The following is a 15,564-nucleotide window of genomic DNA, read 5'->3' as shown; positions in this document are numbered from 1 at the left end:
GCAGGGCCCGGGGGGCGGGTAGCGTGGCCTAATTGGCCGGTGGAGGGAAGCAGATCGACTGTTTCCCACAGGTCAACGCCCGGGAAACGAGCCCGGGCGTTCAGTTCTCTTATTAGAAAGATCACGGCGGACGCCGCCGTGTCAAGCGGCCAGGGCCGCGAACTGCTAGTTCTGGCTCATTCCGATGGCGGCCAGCATGAAGCCCACCACCACCACCGAGATCACCAGCAGCACCGCATAAATGGCCAGCACCACGATGGTGACCGTGTCCAGGCCGCTGGATTGGCGCTCCGGGTGATCCGTAAACGCCCAGCGGTCCACCACCAGCGTGTCGCAGACCTTGTCGTGCGGAGCCTGCTTGCGCGCGGTCATGCCGGCCATGAACGCGGCCACGACCACGCCGATGCCCAGGGTGAGCACGCTGATCAGCATGTAGGCCAGGTAGCGCAGCACATTGCGCCAGAAACCGACCCGGCCGCCGTTGCTGTCGGCGCGCACCAGCTTGATGCCGCAGGCGAGCTTGCCCAGGCTGGCCTGGTGCCGGCTGGACTGCATCCAGGCGAAATACAGCGTCGGGATCGCCAGGCCGATGCCGTAGGACATCACCAGGATGGCGATGCTGAGCGCGCTGCCGTCGTCCAGCGCCGAGCCGGAATCGCCCCGGCTGGTCGCCAGTGCCACGACGAACACCAACGGGATCACGATCAGGTACACCGCAAAGCTGGTGATCAGGCTGTCCAGGATGCTGGCGGCCACGCGCCGCCACAGGCCGGCGTAGACAACCGGGGCATCGTGCAATGCGACGCTTGCCGCGGGCGCGGCGACGGAATCCCAGGCGCTTGGAAGCGGCGCGCCGGCCGGTGGTTGCGACGCGGCATGCGCGGATGTTGCCGGCGCGTGCGAGGTGTTGGCCAGGAGCGGGCCCGATGCCGCCGGAGTTGCCGCAGGGTCTGCCGGCGTGGTGGACCACGCCGCTGGATCTGCCGATGCAGCGTGCCCGCTCGGCGGCCGCTGCTGGTGATCGACTGCGGCAGGGTGATCGGCAAGGCCGGAGTCGGACCGCCCGAGCGCAGCGTCTGCCGCCGGGCCGGCAAACGGCGTATCTGCGGCAGGCGTGTGATCCACCGCGACGCTGGTCGGGTAAACCGTCGCCTGCGGCTCACCGTGCGCAACGTGCACCGGCGCATCTCCGACGCTCGGCGCGCCGGGCGCTGGCACGGCGGTGTCGATCCCCAACTCGGCCGCGACCTCGCCAAGTGCCACCCACTGCGGAAAGCCTTCGCGCCAGACCAGGCTGGATGCATCGATCAGGCCTTCCGACAGGCGCGCGCGAAGCGTGTCCGTGTCCACCGGCCCCTGGCGCTCGCGTTGTGCGTCGGCGTAATACCACTGCGTCATTGAAGTCCCCTTGCGTAAAGCGATTGACTAGCCGCGGCAGTCCGGCGGAAGTTGGTTGTCGTCGATCTCGGAGCTGCACTGCCAGCTGCCGGCGTCCGCGTCGAAATCCAGCCACAGCGCCTTGCCGTCGATCCTGGTCATTTTTGGCGCATGCAGTAGTGCCTCGACGCCGCACTCGGTGGTGTCGAAACGGCCGATCCGCACGCTGCTCAAGACATCGTTTGCATACTGCTCGGGCGCGAGAAATCCGGCGTCGCCGTTGACCGGGCAACGGCCTTGCTGCGCGAGAAATTCGGCGATCTGCGGCTTCAAGGGTGTCAGCGCCGCGATCGCCTGGGCGACCTTGGTACGCGCGGTGTAGTCCTGGTACGCCGGCAGCGCGATCGCCGCCAGGATGCCGATCATCGCCACCAGCACGAACATGCCCACCACCGCGCCCAGCACCAACGCCAGCGGCCATCCCGGCCCGTTGCTGGATAGATGACGCGCTGACGGCGCGGGCGCAATGGCGGCTGCGTTATTGACAGCCGCTGGTGGAACCGGCGGCAGGGGCGGCGGCAGCGCTGCGGCGCGCAGATCGGTGGAAATCGGTGGCCCGAGCTCGTCGGCGCACGCAGACAGCGGCACCCATCGGGCAAATCCTTCGCGCCAGACCAAGGTGTCCAGTGCAATCGCGTGATCGCGATACAGCGCCAGCAAGGCCTCGTCGGCCACCGGGCCACGCCGGTGGCGGTTGCCCTCGGCGTAATACCAACTACTCATTGCCGTCCCCTCGCACGCGTCCGTTGCGGCTTCCGCCTCAGTGTACGGGTTCAGGCTCGTCCAGGAACATCTGCGTTTCCATCCAGGCGTAGGCCGCTTCGGCACCCGGCTGGTTGAACAACACCATCAAGACCACCCATTTGAGGTCGTCCAGGTCCAGTTCGTCCTGGTCCAGCGCCATGGCGCGATCCAGCACCAGCTCGCGCTGGTCGGCGTCGAGGATGCGGTGTTGTTCCAGGAACAACAGGAATCCACGGCAGTCCACATCGAGCTTGTCCAGCTCCGGGCCGTGATAGATGCGTACCGGTCCATCGACATGCGGGCGCGCGACGCTGGGCCGCTGCTCGGAGAGCGCGTCCAGCCAATCGAAGGCTTTGCTGATTTCTGCGGGACTGAAACCGGCCTGGATCAGGCCATTCTGAAGCGAGTCACGGTCGCGGACCAGGTCCGCATCTTCGCTGAAATAATGTTCGAACAGGTACAGCAGTACATCAAGAATGCTCTCTTTCATTGCCCCTCGGCCTGCGTCGCGCGACGCTGTGGAGGTGAAGAAACTAGGGATTGCGGGTATAGCGACCGTGCTCGGTGACCACGTCTCCCTCCAGTTCCATGATGAGCAGCATGGAGGACAGCGCGGCGGCCGTCAATCCGGTGCGTTCGACCAGGGAATCCATAGGGGTTGGGTCATGGCCCAGCGCCTGCCACAAGCGCTGGTAGTCCGGATCCGGCCGCGCCGGGCCGGCCTGCGGCGGTGTCCTGGCCTGATCAGTGGGGGCGGCCAGGCGCTGGCGCAAGGCGCTTGCCAGTTCGCCCGACAGCAGGCGCAGGCCGTCGATGACCTGGGCCGGCTCCTGGGCCAGGGTGGCGCCCTGCCGGATCAGGTGATGGCAGCCCCGCGCGAGCGGATTGTGCAGCGAGCCGGGCAGGGCGAACACCTCGCGCCCGGCCTCCGCCGCCAGTCGCGCGGTGATCAGCGCGCCCGAGCGCATGGCCGCCTCCACCACCAGGGTGCCCAGGGCCAGCCCGGCGATGATCCGGTTACGGGCCGGGAAATGCCCCGCGACCGGCCCGGTGCCGGGCAGGTACTCGCTGACCACCGCGCCACGCGCGGCGATGCGATCGCGCAGGGAGTGGTGATTTGCCGGGTAGGCCACATCCGCGCCGGTACCCACCACCGCCACGGTGATGGCCCCGGCACGGGCAAGCGCGGCCTCGTGCGCGATCGCGTCCACGCCGGCGGCCATGCCACTGACGATGGCCAACCCGGCGCCGGCCAGGCCGGAGGCGAACGTGCGGGTGTGGTCGCGGCCGCCGGCGGTGGCAGAGCGGCTGCCGACCACGGCCACGCCCGGGTGCCAGAGCGCATTCGGGTCGCCGTCCACGAACAGGGCCAGCGGCGGATTGACGATGTGGCGCAGCAGGGCGGGGTAGTCGGGATCGTTCATGCCGATCAGGTGATGGCCGGGCTGCTCGCACCACTGCAGGGCGGCGTCCAGGGCGCGCGCATCGGGGGTCTGCAGCCGTGCCGCCTGCAACTCGTCGCAGCCGGCGGCAAGCCAGGCCTCGGGCCCGGCCGCCAGTAGCTCGGCCGGGCTGGCGAAGCAGTCCAGCAGCGCATGGCGCGGCGGGCTACGGCCGCCCGCCAGGAGCAGGGTCAGAAGTGCGCGCAGGTCGGAAGTGGGGAGGGCCATACGTCCAGCCTGAACCGCAAACGCCGACGGCGCCCTCAGGCGCCGTCGTATTACCGCATCGGAATTTTCGCTTATTGCGCGTCGGGATGCTTGACGAAGTAGCCCAGGCCGGTCGGCTTGACGCTTTCCATCACCAGCGCATAGCTGACCTTGTCGAAGGTGCGGAACACCATCGCGTGCGAGGCGTATTCGTCGGGCAGGCCGACGGTGGAGCCGGCCGGGCCGCTGAAGTCGTCGTCGGTCCGCGAGAAGAGCGAGTGCTTGACGCGGTCGCTGACCGTGCGGCCCTTGCGCCAGATCGAGAACACCGTGCCGTTATTGATGCCTTCGCGGGCACCGCCGGAGATGGCGATCACGTCGCGGGTGCCGCCGACGGTGAAGGCATCGGAGATGGCCAGTACCCGCAATTCGGTCTGCAGGGCCTGTTCCGACGGCGGATGCGGGATGAACTGCAGGTCGTAGGGCTGCGCCTCGACGGCGACGATGCGATCGCCGGCGCGTACTTCGCGGCCGCTGTCCTGCAGCAGCAGGGTGGCCGCCTTGGAGTTGCCGCCCGCCGCGCTGCGCGTGATGGTGCCGACGTTGACCTGTGCCAGTTCGTAGCCGAGGAACTCGCGGCGCGTGCTCGGCGCGATGTAGTTCTTCCAGATGTTGCCGGCGCCTGCGGTGATGTTGCCGGCCGCATCGAGGTCTTCGTTGTGCTTGGGCAGGCTGAACTTCACCGTCGGGCGCACCACCGCAAAACGCTGGCCCGGCTGTGCATCGTCCAGGCCGACCACATAGGCCACCTGGCCGGTGGTGGCGCGCGTGCGGCCGCCTTCCAGGCCCACCACATACGGCAGCTGGTCGAAGTCGTCGGTGACGCGCAGGTTCTTCAGGAACGGCTCGACATCGGCCAGCGGAATCGCGTTAATCGGTGCTTCCTGGCGCGGACCGGGCTGGACGGTGCCCTTGGCGACGCGATCCAGGTAGGCCAGGCTGATCACGTCACCGGGATAGATCAGGTGCGGATTCTGGATCTGCGGGTTGGCCTGCCAGATTTCCGGCCACAACCAGGGTTTTTGCAGGAAACGTCCTGCGATGTCCCACAGGGTATCGCCCTTGCGGACCACGTAAGTCTCTGGATGCTCGCCCACCGCTTGCGCGGCAGCGTAGGTCGCGACGGTCAGCATCGCCGCAGCGACGACCGTACGAAGTCGGTTCAACATGAGTGCCTTCTTGCCTGATTCCCCAACAGGTCTGCGCACTATAGTCCAGAAACCGGGGCGTCACGCAAGCATTGCGCTAGAATGACAGCGTCTTGCCGGCGCAGCGCCGGTGTTCCCAGACGGGTAATCCCATGGCTTTGCTCCCTATTCTCGAATTCCCCGATCCGCGGCTGCGCACCAAGGCCGTGCCGGTCGATGCTGCCGAGCTCACCAGCCCGGCATTCCAGACCCTGCTCGACGACATGTTCCAGACCATGTACGAGGCGCCCGGCATCGGCCTGGCCGCCAGTCAGGTGGACGTGCACAAGCGTTTCATGGTGATCGACGTCAGCGAGGAGAAGACGCTCCCGCAGGTGTTCATCAACCCGGAGATCGTGAGCAGGCAGGGCGAGCAGGTCTACCAGGAAGGCTGCCTGTCGGTACCGGGCATCTATGCCGACGTCGCCCGCGCCGATGCGATCACCGTGCGCTATCTCGACCGCCAGGGCAAGGCGCAGGAACTGAGCACCGACGGCCTGCTGGCGGTGTGCATCCAGCACGAGATGGACCATCTGGACGGCAAGTTGTTCGTCGATTACCTGTCGCCGCTCAAGCGCGAAATGGTGCGCAAGAAACTGGCCAAGCAGCGTAAGCACGTGGCCTGAGGGCAGGGATTGGGGAGTTGGGATTGGGGATTGGTGAAGCGGGTTTTCTGGCTGCTTGCCGGATCCGTTGGTCCCCATCCCAATCGCCGGGCGCGGCGCTATCGCGCGTGATTGAAGCGATGGCGCAGGCTGTCGCTGCGCGCGCTCCGCGTACACGGATGGAGCGACACGTCGGGACCTGGGATATGGGATTGGCCAGCCATTGCGCTGTTGCCCAAGCCCCCTGCTGCGAATCCCGATTCCCGAATCCCCCTTCCCCGCCGCCGCTGCCACTCCCCAATCCCCACTCCCGAATCCCCACCCTATGAGAATCGTATTCGCCGGTACGCCGGATTTTGCCGTCGCCTCGTTGCGCGCAGCCGCGCAGCGGCATGAAGTGGTGGCGGTCTACACCCAGCCGGATCGGCCGGCCGGCCGTGGCCGCGGGTTGACGCCGTCGCCGGTCAAGCTGGAGGCGATTGCGCGCGGCATCCCGGTCTTCCAGCCGCAGACGCTGCGCTCGCCGGAGGCACTGGCCGCGCTGCGCGCGCTCAATGCCGATCTGATGGTGGTGGTGGCCTACGGCCTGATCCTGCCCAAGGCGGTGCTGGCCGCGCCAACCCATGGCTGCTGGAACGTGCATGCCTCGTTGTTGCCGCGCTGGCGTGGCGCCGCGCCGATCCAGCGCGCGATCGAGGCCGGCGATACCGAAACCGGCGTCTGCCTGATGCAGATGGAAGCCGGGCTGGATACCGGCCCGGTGCTGCTGTCGCAGCGGCTGGCCATCGGCGAGCAGGAAACCGGCGGGCAGTTGCACGACCGCCTGGCCGCGCTGGGCGCGCAGGTGCTGGCCGATGGCCTGGGCCTGCTGCGTGCCGGCATCCGCCCGGTGGCGCAGCCGCAGCCGGCCGAGGGCGTGACCTATGCGCACAAGCTGGACAAGACGCAGGCGCGGCTGGACTGGACCCAGCCGGCGCAGGAACTGGCGCGGCGGGTACGCGCGTTCAATCCATGGCCGGTGGCCGAGGCGATCCTGGCCGGCGAGCGCGTGCGCCTGCATGGTGCAGTGGCGCTGGAGCTGGCCCATCAGCAGGCGCCGGGCACCCTGCTCGCCGCCAGCAAGCAGGGCATCGACATCGCCTGCGGGCAGGGCGCGCTGCGGGTGCGCGTGCTGCAGCGCGAGGGCGGCAAGGCGATCACCGCTGCCGACTACCTCAACGCGCGCCGCGACCTGCCGGCGCTGCGCTGATGTCGGCAGAGACTGCAACTGCGGGCGTCGGCTCGCGTCTGGCCGCGGCACGGGTGCTGACGGCGGTGTTCGACCAAGGCCGCTCGCTCAAGGCCGAACTGGCCGCGACCTTGCCCGGCCTTGATGATCCACGCGACCGCGCGCTGGTGGAGGCGATCTGCTTTGCGGTGCTGCGCCGCCGCCCGGCCTATGACGTGGCATTGCGGCAGTGGCTGGAACGCCCGTTGCCGCCGCGCGATGCGGAACTGAAGGCACTGCTGATGGCCGGCTTCGCCCAGCTCGACGTGCTGCAGCTGCCCGCGCACGCGGCCTTGTCGGCCACCGTGGACGCGTGCCGCGCGCTGGGCCGGCCGCGGCAGGCCGGCATGGTCAACGCGATCCTGCGGCGCGCCCAGCGCGAGGGCTTTCCGGCGGTGTCCGCCGATGCAGGCTGGCCGTCCTGGCTGCGCAAGCAACTGCGCGCCGATTGGGGCGAGCAGGCCGAAAGCATCTTCGTGGCAAGCGCGCAGATGGCGCCGATGTGGCTACGCGTGCAGCGCTCGCGGATCGACCCGGCCGGTTATGTCGAACGGCTGGCCGCGCTGGGCATCGGCGCGGACACGGATGCGCTGTTGCCGGATGCGGTGCGTCTGCACGGGGCGGTGCCGGTGAGCCAGTTGCCCGGCTTTGCCGACGGCGATGTCTCGGTGCAGGACGGCTCTGCCCAGCAGGTTGCCGATGCGCAGGCGCTGGCGCCGTCGGCACGCGTGCTCGATGCCTGCGCGGCGCCCGGCGGCAAGGCCGCGCATCTGCTGGAACGTCATCCTGGCCTGCAGCTCACCGCGCTGGATGTGGATGCGCGCCGGCTGGAGCGGGTGCAGCAAACCTTGCAGCGCACCGTGCCGGGCGCGCAGGTGACCTTGCATACCGCTGACGCCGCCGATACCGCCGCATGGTGGGACGGCCAGCCGTTCGATGCGGTGCTGCTGGATGCGCCGTGTTCGGCCACCGGCGTGGTGCGCCGTCAGCCCGACGTGCTGCTGCATCGCCGTGCCGACGATATCGACGCCTTGTGCGCGTTGCAGGCGCGTCTGCTCGATGCCACCTGGCGCACGCTGCGGCCGGGCGGGCAGTTGCTCTACACCACCTGTTCCCTGCTGGCGCGCGAGAACCAGGCGCAGGTGCAGGCATTCCTGCAACGCACTGCCGATGCGCAGGCGCAACCGCTGGGTGCGCAATTCGGTCATGCGGCCGGTGCCGGACGCCAGCGTTTCCCCGGCGAGCAGCACTGCGACGGTTTTTTCTACGCGCTTTTGCTAAAAGCGTCCTGACCGCGCGCCGACCCCGGCGCTCCACCTTCGCATCCACTGCCGCCCGTCATGCTCAAGACTCGTGCTTCCAAGGATTTCTGGCTGCTGGCCATCACGTCCGTTCTGGTGATCGGTGCCGGCCTGGGACTGCGCGACCCCTGGCCGTCGGACGAGCCGCGGTTTGCACTGGTCGCCAAGCAGATGGTGATGAGCGGCGACTGGCTGTTCCCGCATCGCGGCAACGAGCTGTATTCGGACAAGCCGCCGATGCTGATGTGGCTGCAGGCGCTGTTCTACACGCTGCTGGGCAACTGGCGGGTGGCGTTCCTGCTGCCGTCGCTGCTGGCGGCGTTGGGCACGCTGGCCTGCGTGTACGACCTGGGGCGGCGCCTGTGGACCCGGCGTGTGGGTGCGTATGCGGCGTGGATGCTGTTGTTCACGCTGCACTTCACCTTCCAGGCCAAGAAGGCGCAGATCGATCCGCTGGTAGTGTTCTGGATCACCCTGGCCAATTACGGGTTGCTGCGCCATCTGCTGCTGGGGCCGGCCTGGCGCTGGTGGACGCTGGGCTGGTTTGCCGCCGGGCTGGGCGTGATCACCAAGGGGGTCGGCATCATCGCCCTGTTGATGCTGATCCCGGCCGGCATTGCGGCGGCGCGCGGCTGGCCGGGCGTGCGCGTGCATGTGCGCGATCGGCGTTTCTGGCTGGGGCCGCTGTTCTTCTTCGTCGCGATCCTGCTGTGGTTCGTGCCGATGATGGTGACCGCGTTGACCGCCGGCCAGCCCGAGTACCGCGTCTATCTCAACGACATCCTGCTGCGCCAGACCGCCAAGCGTTACGCCAATTCCTGGGATCACGCGCAGCCGGTCTGGTACCACTTCAAGGGCATGGCCACAATGTGGCTGCCGACCATCCTGGTGCTGCCCTGGGCGATCCCGGCCTGGTGGCGCCGGCTCAAGCGACACGATGCGCGCTATCTGTTGCCGCTGGCCTGGTGGCTGCTGGTGCTGGTGTTCTTCACCATTCCCAGCGGCAAGCGCGATGTGTACATCCTGCCGGCGCTGCCGATGTTCTGCCTGGCGCTGGCACCGCTGGCGGCAGGCCTGCTGCGCCGCGCCGGGGTGCAGCGGCTGCTGTTCGGATTCGTGCTGCTGCTGACGCTGGCCTTCGCTGCCGGCGGCGCGGCGATGCTGATCGGGCATCCGGGCTTCGAGCAGAAGATCATGGACAGCCGCGGGGTCGGCAGCGAGGCCACCGACCCGCTCGGCTGGCTGCTGCTGGCAGTCGGTTTATGGGGCGTGGCCAGCCTGTTGCTGCTGCGGGTGCGCCGCTCCGCGCTTGCCGCCGCGTCGCTGCTGGGCGCGTGGTGGGTGGCGTTCGGCCTGGTCTGCTATCCGATCTTCAACGACTCCAGTTCGGCGGGCGCGGTGATGCGCGAGGCCGGGCGCCGGATCGGCCCGGACGCGCAGCTCGGGCTGGTGGCCTGGAAAGAGCAGAACCTGCTGATGGCCGACCGCCCCGCGCAGACCTTCGGCTTCAAGGTGCCGTGGGAACAACAGCTGCAGCGCGCGGTGGCCTGGCAGGCAGAGCGTCCCGATCGACGTTGGCTGATGGCGCAGGAGACCGCGCTGCTGGGCTGCGTGGACCGCAGCCGCAGCCAGATGGTGGGGGTGGCCAATCGCCGTCGCTGGTGGCTGGTGCCGGCCGATGCCGTGCACGGCAGTTGCGTGGCGAGCTCCGAGCAGCGGGCAGTGGAAGTGCAGGAGCAGGGCAACCTGGACACCGAATGAGCCGGCGCAGCGCAGGTGTCTGCCGCGATCGGCGGCCCGTCAATGCCGTCGTCGGCCGCTGTCTAGCATGGATTCATGCGGGGCATCGTTAGCTTGGCCGGCGTCACTGACCCGCGTCGCCCGATGTCACCCCCAGTTGCCACCGATGTCTGAATGAATTCCTTGCCCACCCAGCCCGCTGCGCTTTCCTCGTCGGCCCCCATCGCATCACCTGCAGGTGTGGGCATTGCCGAACTGGGCGTGTTCGCGTTGACCGCGCTGGTGGTCAGCATGCCGAGCGGGTTGCTGCCGTTCGGGCTGTGCCTGTTGCTTGGCTCGCTGGTGGGTTGGCGCAGCCTGCGCGCAGGCGTTGCCATGCGCCCCTGGTCGCTGCGCGCGCTGGGGTGGTTGGCCGCGGCGGTGATCGCGATGTCGCTGTTGTCGATCGTGCTGTTCGAGCACGGGCTGCGTGATGTCGACAACCGCTCGCGCTTTCTGGTGCTGCCGTGGGCGGCGGTGTGGGCGTACGCACTGCAGCCGCGCCAGGTCTGGCTATGGCGTGGCGCGCTTGCCGGCGTGTTCGCGGCAATGTTGATTGCCATGCTGCAGGTGATGAACGGTGCCGACCGCGCGGAAGGCTGGACCAATGCGATCGTATTTGCCGATATCGCGCTGATGCTGCTGGTGGTGGCGGTGTTTTGCCGTCCGCTCGGCAAGGTGCGCTGGCTGGTGGGCGCGGCCATCGCCACGGTGGTGGTGATTGTGCTCAGCGGCAGCCGCGGGGTGTGGTTGTCGTTGCTGGTGACCTTGGGCGTGCTGATCTGGGGCGCGCCCTGGCAGAGCGCACGCATGCGCTTGCTGACCTTCGTCGGCAGTGCGGTGCTGGCGGTCGGCGTGGTGCTCAGCGTGCCGGCGTTGACCCAGCAGATGCGCCTGGGCGAATTGCAGAGCGACCTGCAGCGCTATGAGGTCGGCGACAGCGACTCCTCCGCCGGTGCCCGGATCGAGCGCCTGCATGTGGCCTGGGACACCTTGCGCGCGCATCCGCTCACCGGTATCGGCGTCGGGCGCTTCGACGATGCGATGCGCGAGCTGCCGGTATGCGCCGGCGACACCTGGCTGCTGCGCTGTCATCTGGGCCATGCGCACAACGATCTGGCCGAGTGGGGCGCCACCCAGGGCGTGCCGGGCCTGTTGCTGCTGTTTGCGGTCTACGGGGTGCCGTTGTGGATCTTCGTGCGGCTGCATCGCCGCAGCTGCCAGCGCCAGTTCCGCGGACCGGCCGCGGCTGGGGTGATGATCGTGGTGAGCTATGCGCTGTGCGGGCTGACCCAGTCCATGTTTGCGCACCAGGTGTCGGCCAGCTTCTACACGGCGATGGTCGGTGTGCTGGTCGGGCTGGCAGCGCGTCAGGCGCAGGAGTTCCCGGCTCGAGCGGCCGACAAGGTCTAGCAAGCGGGCTTGCGGTGGCGATGGGTTATTCCCTCGTCACCGGAATTGACGTGGTGGACTGCCGGCTTCGAGCGCGTCTTGCGCCGACGTAGCGGCGAGCGCAGTCGTGTTGCTGACCGCTCTCAGTCGCCGCGCCGCTCGTCCGCACGCGGCGGGTCCTGCACCGGCTGGTTGTGCTGCAGCAGCCACAGCATGATGGTCTTCTGGCGCACGTAGTTGGCGCGCACGTAGGCATAGATCAACCCGTGCCAGCCATCGCGAAACCCGCCGCGCAGCAGGTAGCCGCGCCAGAAGCGCCAGGCCGGCGCCAGCACCAGCTTGCTCCAGGTCGCACGCTTGCCGCGCGCATGCTCGTGCTCGGCCATCATCTGCGCGTAGCGCTGGGTCTTGGCCAGTTGCTGCGCCAGCGAACGGTACGGATAGTGGATCAGATCGCCGGCCAGGGTCACCACTGCACCGTCGACACTGGCCGCCTCGTGGATCTCGCGCTTGCCGCGCCAGCCGCCGCGGCGTCGATCGAACAAGCGCAGCACCCGATCCGGATAGGCATTGCCATGGCGCAGGAACCGGCCGAAATAATCCGACAGCCGTGCGAAGCGATAGCCGGCCGCATTAGCAAACCCGCCATCGCGCGCGGCAACGATCGACGCCCGCAAGGCATCGCTGACGCGTTCGTCGGCATCCAGGCACAGCACCCAGTCGTGGCTGGCCTGCGCAACGCAGAATGCCTTCTGGCTGCGGTAGCCATCGAAGGCGCGCTGCAGGACGCGTGCGCCGTGTGCGGTGGCCAGCGTCACGGTGGCGTCGGTGGAGCCGGAGTCCACCACCACGATCTCGTCGCAGAACGCCAGCGAGCGCAGGCAGTCGCGTAGGCGATCGGCCTCGTTGAACGCGATAATGCAGGCGCTGATGCGCGGCCGTTCGTCGGGTGCGGTCGAAGAGGACATGTGATGGCTCAATACCTGCTGTTCGCAACGGAACGTTACGCGTTGCCTATTCTGGCGCCATTGGCGCAGGCATTACAGGCCCGCGGGCACGCCGTATCGGCGTGGTTCGAGGGCGGTGCGCGCGGGCTGGTGTTGCCGGAGGTGCGCGAGGTCGGCCTGCGTGAGGCGCTGGCGTTGCGCCCGCGTGCGGTGTTCAGCGCGGCCAACTGGGTGCCGCCGTTCATTGCGGGCGCCAAGGTGCAGCTGTTCCATGGGTTCAACGTGCAGAAACGCGAAGACAACCGCGGGCACTTCCGCGTGCGCGGATTGTTCGATCTGTATTGCACGCAAGGCCCGGCCACCACGGCGCCGTTTCGCGCACTCGCCGAGCGCGAAGGGCATTTTGCCGTGGTCGAAACCGGTTGGCCCAAGCTCGACCCGGTGTTCCGCGACGATGGCGGCCGCAGCGCTGCACTGCGCGCGCCCGCCAACGGACGGCCGGTGATCCTGTTCGGCTCCACGTTTACCGAGCGCTTGAGCGCTGCGCCCGCGCTCTACGACGAGATCGCCGCTGATATCGCACGCGGTGCGCATTACTGGCTGCTGACGCTGCATCCGAAGTGCGCGCCGGAGCTGTTCGATCGCTATCGCGCGCTGGCCGGGCCGCATGCCCGCTTTGTCGAACCCGAAGAAGTGATGGCTGGGCAGCGTGCGGCCGATGTGCTGGTGTCGGATACCTCGTCGATCGTGTCCGAGTTCGTGGTGCAGCACAAACCGGTGGTGACCTTCCGCAACCGCGTGCCGCAGCCGCATATGCTGGACTTCCAGCAGCCCGGGCAATTGCCGCAGCAGCTGGCGCGCGCGCTGGCGCCGGATGCGTCGCTGCGCAATGCGCTCGCCCGTTATGCCGATGCGATCCACCCATACCGCGACGGGCGGTCGTCGGAGCGGGTGATGGCAGCGACCGAGGACTTCATCGCCGGCAAGCTCGGCACGCTGCGGCGCAAGCCGCTGGGTGCAGTGTGGCGAGGCCTGCAGATCCGCCGCGAACTCGGATACTGGGGCCCGGCACAACGCTGATCACTGCGAGTTGCGCGTTGACGAGATACCGCTGCCAATCAGCACTTCACCCAATCCCGAATCCCGACTCCCAACTCACCAACGCAGCTTGCGCCGCGCCAACGCGGCACCCAACTGCGCCTGCAGCGCCTGCGCCTGCGCCAACGGCACAAAGCGCAGGCATAACCCCGGGCCGGTCGCGCTGGCGCCGGCAGTGTCCAGCCACAGCGTTGCGGTGCCGGACAGACGGTCCAGCGGCGAGCGTTGCAGTTGCAGCGCCTGCAGCTTGTCCAGCTCGGCCAGCCGCCACCAGCGTTTCCACCAGCCACCGCGCACGGCGACAAACCGCGCATCCACCGCGTAGCCCATGCGGTGCACCTGGCGATGCGCCTTGAATGCACTCCACGGCAACCACAGCAGCAACCATGCCGCCTGGTTGCCGAATTGCCAGGCCAGGCCGATCACCAGCGGCAGCAGCAACAGCAGCGTGGGCAGACTCAAGCGCCACCAGCAATGCGTGGCGATCGCCTGCCACTGTGCCGGCGGCCAGGCAATCCCCGGCAGCAGGCGCTGCAACAAGGCATCGCAGCGTTGCGGGTCGGCAATCGGCGCCAGCTCCTTCAACGCGCTGCCTTCGCGGTCGGCGCTGCCGGCCACGGCAGTCTCCACCCGCAACTGGCGACGACCGAACAGGCGATGCAGGCGGCTTTCGTACAGCGTCCACGACTGGATGCGCCGCAGCGCCACGCTGCTGCGGATGCGCGTCAGCAGGCCGCGCTCCACGGTGAGGCGGCGCTCGGATTGGCTGAGATGAAAGCCGTAGTACTGCGCCACCGCCAGCGCCACCGACAGCGCGCGCATCGCGACCAATACGGCCAGTGCGCCCAGCACCACCAACGCGGCGGTCACCGCCGCCCCCGGATGGATCTGGCTGACGTAGCGGTACGCCAGCTCGCCGTTGTGTTCGACGAAGTTGGACACCGTGCGGCGCGGAATCATCTGGTAGATCACGCCGAAGCTGGCAGCCACCACCACCATGCCGCGGTTGGAGATCAGCCCCAGCCGGATCACTTCACCCAGCGGCAGGCGCAGTAGCGTGTTGCTGTCGGCCTCGATCTGCGGCGTGCTGGCATCGGCGTCATGCGTGCGGCGACGGATCAGGTCTTCCAGCGCCAGTGCTTGGTCCAGCCGCAGCACGCGCATCTCCGCTTCGGGCTTGTGGCCGCCGGCCGATTCCAGGCGCACCTCGGCCACGCCGGCCAGCCGGTGCAGCAGCGATTGATGTACCACCACGTTGTGGATGCGCGCGAACGGGATATCGCGCCGGCTGCGTTCCAGCAGCCCGCTGCGGATCGCCACCCCATCGGTGCCGATGCGGTAGCGATAGGTGAAATAGCGCAGCACCGAGATTGCCACCAGCACAGCCATCACCACGCCGGTGGCGATGTGGTCGGCCGAGTCGCGGCTGCCATCGCGGCTGCCGAACAGCACCAAGGCCGCCAGCGGAATCAGGAACTGGCGGATCTGCTGCAACAACACGAACACCCACGACAGCGGATGCAGGCGCTGCTCGTCCTGGCCGGGGTGTTCGATGGCGCTCACAGCGCGTCGTCGTCGTGATCGAGCTGGCGGGCGAGGCGGTCGCGCAGGCGTTCGGCATCGCCCTGATCCAGGCCGGACAAGGCCACCGCGTTGAGCCGGCTGCCGGCGGTATGCACCACCAGCGTGGTCAGCCGGGTGGCGCGTTCGATCGGGCCGCGGCGCAGGTCCACGTGCTGCACGCGCGAAATCGGAATGCGCGTGTCGCTCTGCCACAGATGGCCGCGTTGCAGCGCCAGGCCGTGCTGGTCGAGTTTCCAGTGGGTGAGCCGATGCCGTTTGACCGCGAACCACGCACCCAGCAGCGCGGCCACCACGGTCACGCCCAGCACCACCGGCCAGTTATGCCAGGCGTGTAGCACGGTGACGGTCACGCCGGCGGCGATCAGCCCGGCACATCCGCCGCCCAGCGCGCCGTTGACGCCGGCCACATACGCACCGCGTTGCGGTAGCGGTTGCCACTGGGTGTGGTCCACCGCCGGAGCCTGTGCCGGCGCGGCAGCGACGATGACCTCGGGGTGCGGCGGTGGAGCGTCGT

Annotated in this window: 14 protein-coding genes; 6 read left to right on the top strand and 8 right to left on the bottom strand. The window is 68.4% G+C overall.

Going from position 1 to position 15,564, the window contains the following annotated elements; genetic code table 11:
* Positions 1 to 165: 165 nt before the first annotated feature.
* The 5 genes from ABQY64_RS18305 to ABQY64_RS18285 all read right to left on the bottom strand — a co-directional run bounded on the left by ABQY64_RS18305 (position 166) and on the right by ABQY64_RS18285 (position 5,059).
* Positions 166 to 1,398: an RDD family protein gene (locus ABQY64_RS18305; protein ID WP_349780441.1), complete on the bottom strand. Its 1,233-nt coding sequence runs from the start codon at positions 1,396 to 1,398 to the stop codon at positions 166 to 168.
* 27 nt (positions 1,399 to 1,425) lie between these two features.
* Positions 1,426 to 2,160: a pilin gene (locus tag ABQY64_RS18300; RefSeq protein WP_349780440.1), complete on the bottom strand. Its 735-nt coding sequence runs from the start codon at positions 2,158 to 2,160 to the stop codon at positions 1,426 to 1,428.
* A gap of 37 nt (positions 2,161 to 2,197) precedes the next feature.
* On the bottom strand, positions 2,198 to 2,671 hold the full coding sequence (locus tag ABQY64_RS18295; RefSeq protein WP_003484452.1) for a DUF494 family protein: 474 nt from the start codon (positions 2,669 to 2,671) through the stop codon (positions 2,198 to 2,200).
* A gap of 43 nt (positions 2,672 to 2,714) precedes the next feature.
* A complete protein-coding gene (gene dprA, locus ABQY64_RS18290; protein WP_349780439.1) occupies positions 2,715 to 3,851 on the bottom strand; it encodes a DNA-processing protein DprA in 1,137 nt (378 codons plus the stop codon).
* 71 nt (positions 3,852 to 3,922) lie between these two features.
* Positions 3,923 to 5,059, bottom strand: coding sequence for a LysM peptidoglycan-binding domain-containing protein (locus tag ABQY64_RS18285; protein WP_349780438.1), 1,137 nt, complete (start codon positions 5,057 to 5,059; stop codon positions 3,923 to 3,925).
* 131 nt (positions 5,060 to 5,190) lie between these two features.
* On the opposite strand from ABQY64_RS18285, the gene def reads away from it, so the two are divergent.
* The 5 genes from def (at position 5,191) to ABQY64_RS18260 (ending at position 11,442) form a co-directional block, all read left to right on the top strand.
* Positions 5,191 to 5,703 (top strand): peptide deformylase, encoded by a 513-nt coding sequence (gene def, locus ABQY64_RS18280; RefSeq protein ID WP_024938525.1) that lies wholly within the window; start codon positions 5,191 to 5,193, stop codon positions 5,701 to 5,703.
* A 304-nt stretch (positions 5,704 to 6,007) separates the two neighbouring features.
* Positions 6,008 to 6,931 (top strand): methionyl-tRNA formyltransferase, encoded by a 924-nt coding sequence (gene fmt, locus ABQY64_RS18275; RefSeq protein WP_349780437.1) that lies wholly within the window; start codon positions 6,008 to 6,010, stop codon positions 6,929 to 6,931.
* Positions 6,931 to 8,241 carry a 16S rRNA (cytosine(967)-C(5))-methyltransferase RsmB gene (rsmB, locus tag ABQY64_RS18270; RefSeq protein ID WP_349780436.1) on the top strand — a complete coding sequence of 437 codons (1,311 nt, stop codon included), beginning with the start codon at positions 6,931 to 6,933 and terminating at the stop codon, positions 8,239 to 8,241. Before fmt ends, rsmB begins: the two co-directional genes overlap by 1 nt.
* Positions 8,242 to 8,289: 48 nt before the next feature.
* Positions 8,290 to 10,011: a glycosyltransferase family 39 protein gene (locus tag ABQY64_RS18265; protein WP_349780435.1), complete on the top strand. Its 1,722-nt coding sequence runs from the start codon at positions 8,290 to 8,292 to the stop codon at positions 10,009 to 10,011.
* 153 nt (positions 10,012 to 10,164) lie between these two features.
* The gene (locus ABQY64_RS18260; RefSeq protein ID WP_349780434.1) at positions 10,165 to 11,442 is read left to right on the top strand and encodes an O-antigen ligase; all 1,278 of its coding nucleotides are present in this window, start codon (positions 10,165 to 10,167) and stop codon (positions 11,440 to 11,442) included.
* Positions 11,443 to 11,564: 122 nt separating this feature from the next.
* On the opposite strand, the gene ABQY64_RS18255 is transcribed toward ABQY64_RS18260, so the two are convergent.
* Complete coding sequence (locus ABQY64_RS18255; protein WP_102580477.1) at positions 11,565 to 12,389, bottom strand: glycosyltransferase family 2 protein; 825 nt, start codon at positions 12,387 to 12,389, stop codon at positions 11,565 to 11,567.
* Between ABQY64_RS18255 and ABQY64_RS18250 the strand changes: the two genes are divergently transcribed.
* Entirely contained in the window at positions 12,390 to 13,448 is a 1,059-nt protein-coding gene (locus ABQY64_RS18250; protein ID WP_349780433.1) for a CDP-glycerol glycerophosphotransferase family protein, read from the top strand.
* Positions 13,449 to 13,523: 75 nt separating this feature from the next.
* Here ABQY64_RS18250 and ABQY64_RS18245 read toward each other — a convergent pair whose 3' ends face one another.
* Both ABQY64_RS18245 and ABQY64_RS18240 read right to left on the bottom strand, forming a co-directional pair.
* On the bottom strand, positions 13,524 to 15,029 hold the full coding sequence (locus ABQY64_RS18245; RefSeq protein ID WP_349780432.1) for a PH domain-containing protein: 1,506 nt from the start codon (positions 15,027 to 15,029) through the stop codon (positions 13,524 to 13,526).
* Positions 15,026 to 15,502, bottom strand: coding sequence for a PH domain-containing protein (locus ABQY64_RS18240; protein WP_047129748.1), 477 nt, complete (start codon positions 15,500 to 15,502; stop codon positions 15,026 to 15,028). The genes ABQY64_RS18245 and ABQY64_RS18240 overlap by 4 nt, the downstream gene beginning before the upstream one ends.
* Between the last annotated feature and the right edge of the window lie 62 nt (positions 15,503 to 15,564).

Origin of the sequence: Xanthomonas sp. WHRI 7065 (assembly GCF_040203115.2) — a bacterium.
GTDB classification, from domain to species: domain Bacteria; phylum Pseudomonadota; class Gammaproteobacteria; order Xanthomonadales; family Xanthomonadaceae; genus Xanthomonas; species Xanthomonas arboricola.
The sequence above is the reverse complement of the archived record's forward strand: the minus strand, read 5'-3'. Positions and strand labels throughout refer to the sequence as shown.

Bases quoted from the DNA above. Each gene is read 5' to 3' on its own strand.
- ABQY64_RS18305 (WP_349780441.1), bottom strand. From the start codon at position 1,398: ATGACGCAGTGGTATTACGCCGACGCACAACGCGAGCGCCAGGGGCCG.
- ABQY64_RS18300 (WP_349780440.1), bottom strand. From the start codon at position 2,160: ATGAGTAGTTGGTATTACGCCGAGGGCAACCGCCACCGGCGTGGCCCG.
- ABQY64_RS18295 (WP_003484452.1), bottom strand. From the start codon at position 2,671: ATGAAAGAGAGCATTCTTGATGTACTGCTGTACCTGTTCGAACATTAT.
- dprA (WP_349780439.1), bottom strand. From the start codon at position 3,851: ATGGCCCTCCCCACTTCCGACCTGCGCGCACTTCTGACCCTGCTCCTG.
- ABQY64_RS18285 (WP_349780438.1), bottom strand. From the start codon at position 5,059: ATGTTGAACCGACTTCGTACGGTCGTCGCTGCGGCGATGCTGACCGTC.
- def (WP_024938525.1), top strand. From the start codon at position 5,191: ATGGCTTTGCTCCCTATTCTCGAATTCCCCGATCCGCGGCTGCGCACC.
- fmt (WP_349780437.1), top strand. From the start codon at position 6,008: ATGAGAATCGTATTCGCCGGTACGCCGGATTTTGCCGTCGCCTCGTTG.
- rsmB (WP_349780436.1), top strand. From the start codon at position 6,931: ATGTCGGCAGAGACTGCAACTGCGGGCGTCGGCTCGCGTCTGGCCGCG.
- ABQY64_RS18265 (WP_349780435.1), top strand. From the start codon at position 8,290: ATGCTCAAGACTCGTGCTTCCAAGGATTTCTGGCTGCTGGCCATCACG.
- ABQY64_RS18260 (WP_349780434.1), top strand. From the start codon at position 10,165: ATGAATTCCTTGCCCACCCAGCCCGCTGCGCTTTCCTCGTCGGCCCCC.
- ABQY64_RS18255 (WP_102580477.1), bottom strand. From the start codon at position 12,389: ATGTCCTCTTCGACCGCACCCGACGAACGGCCGCGCATCAGCGCCTGC.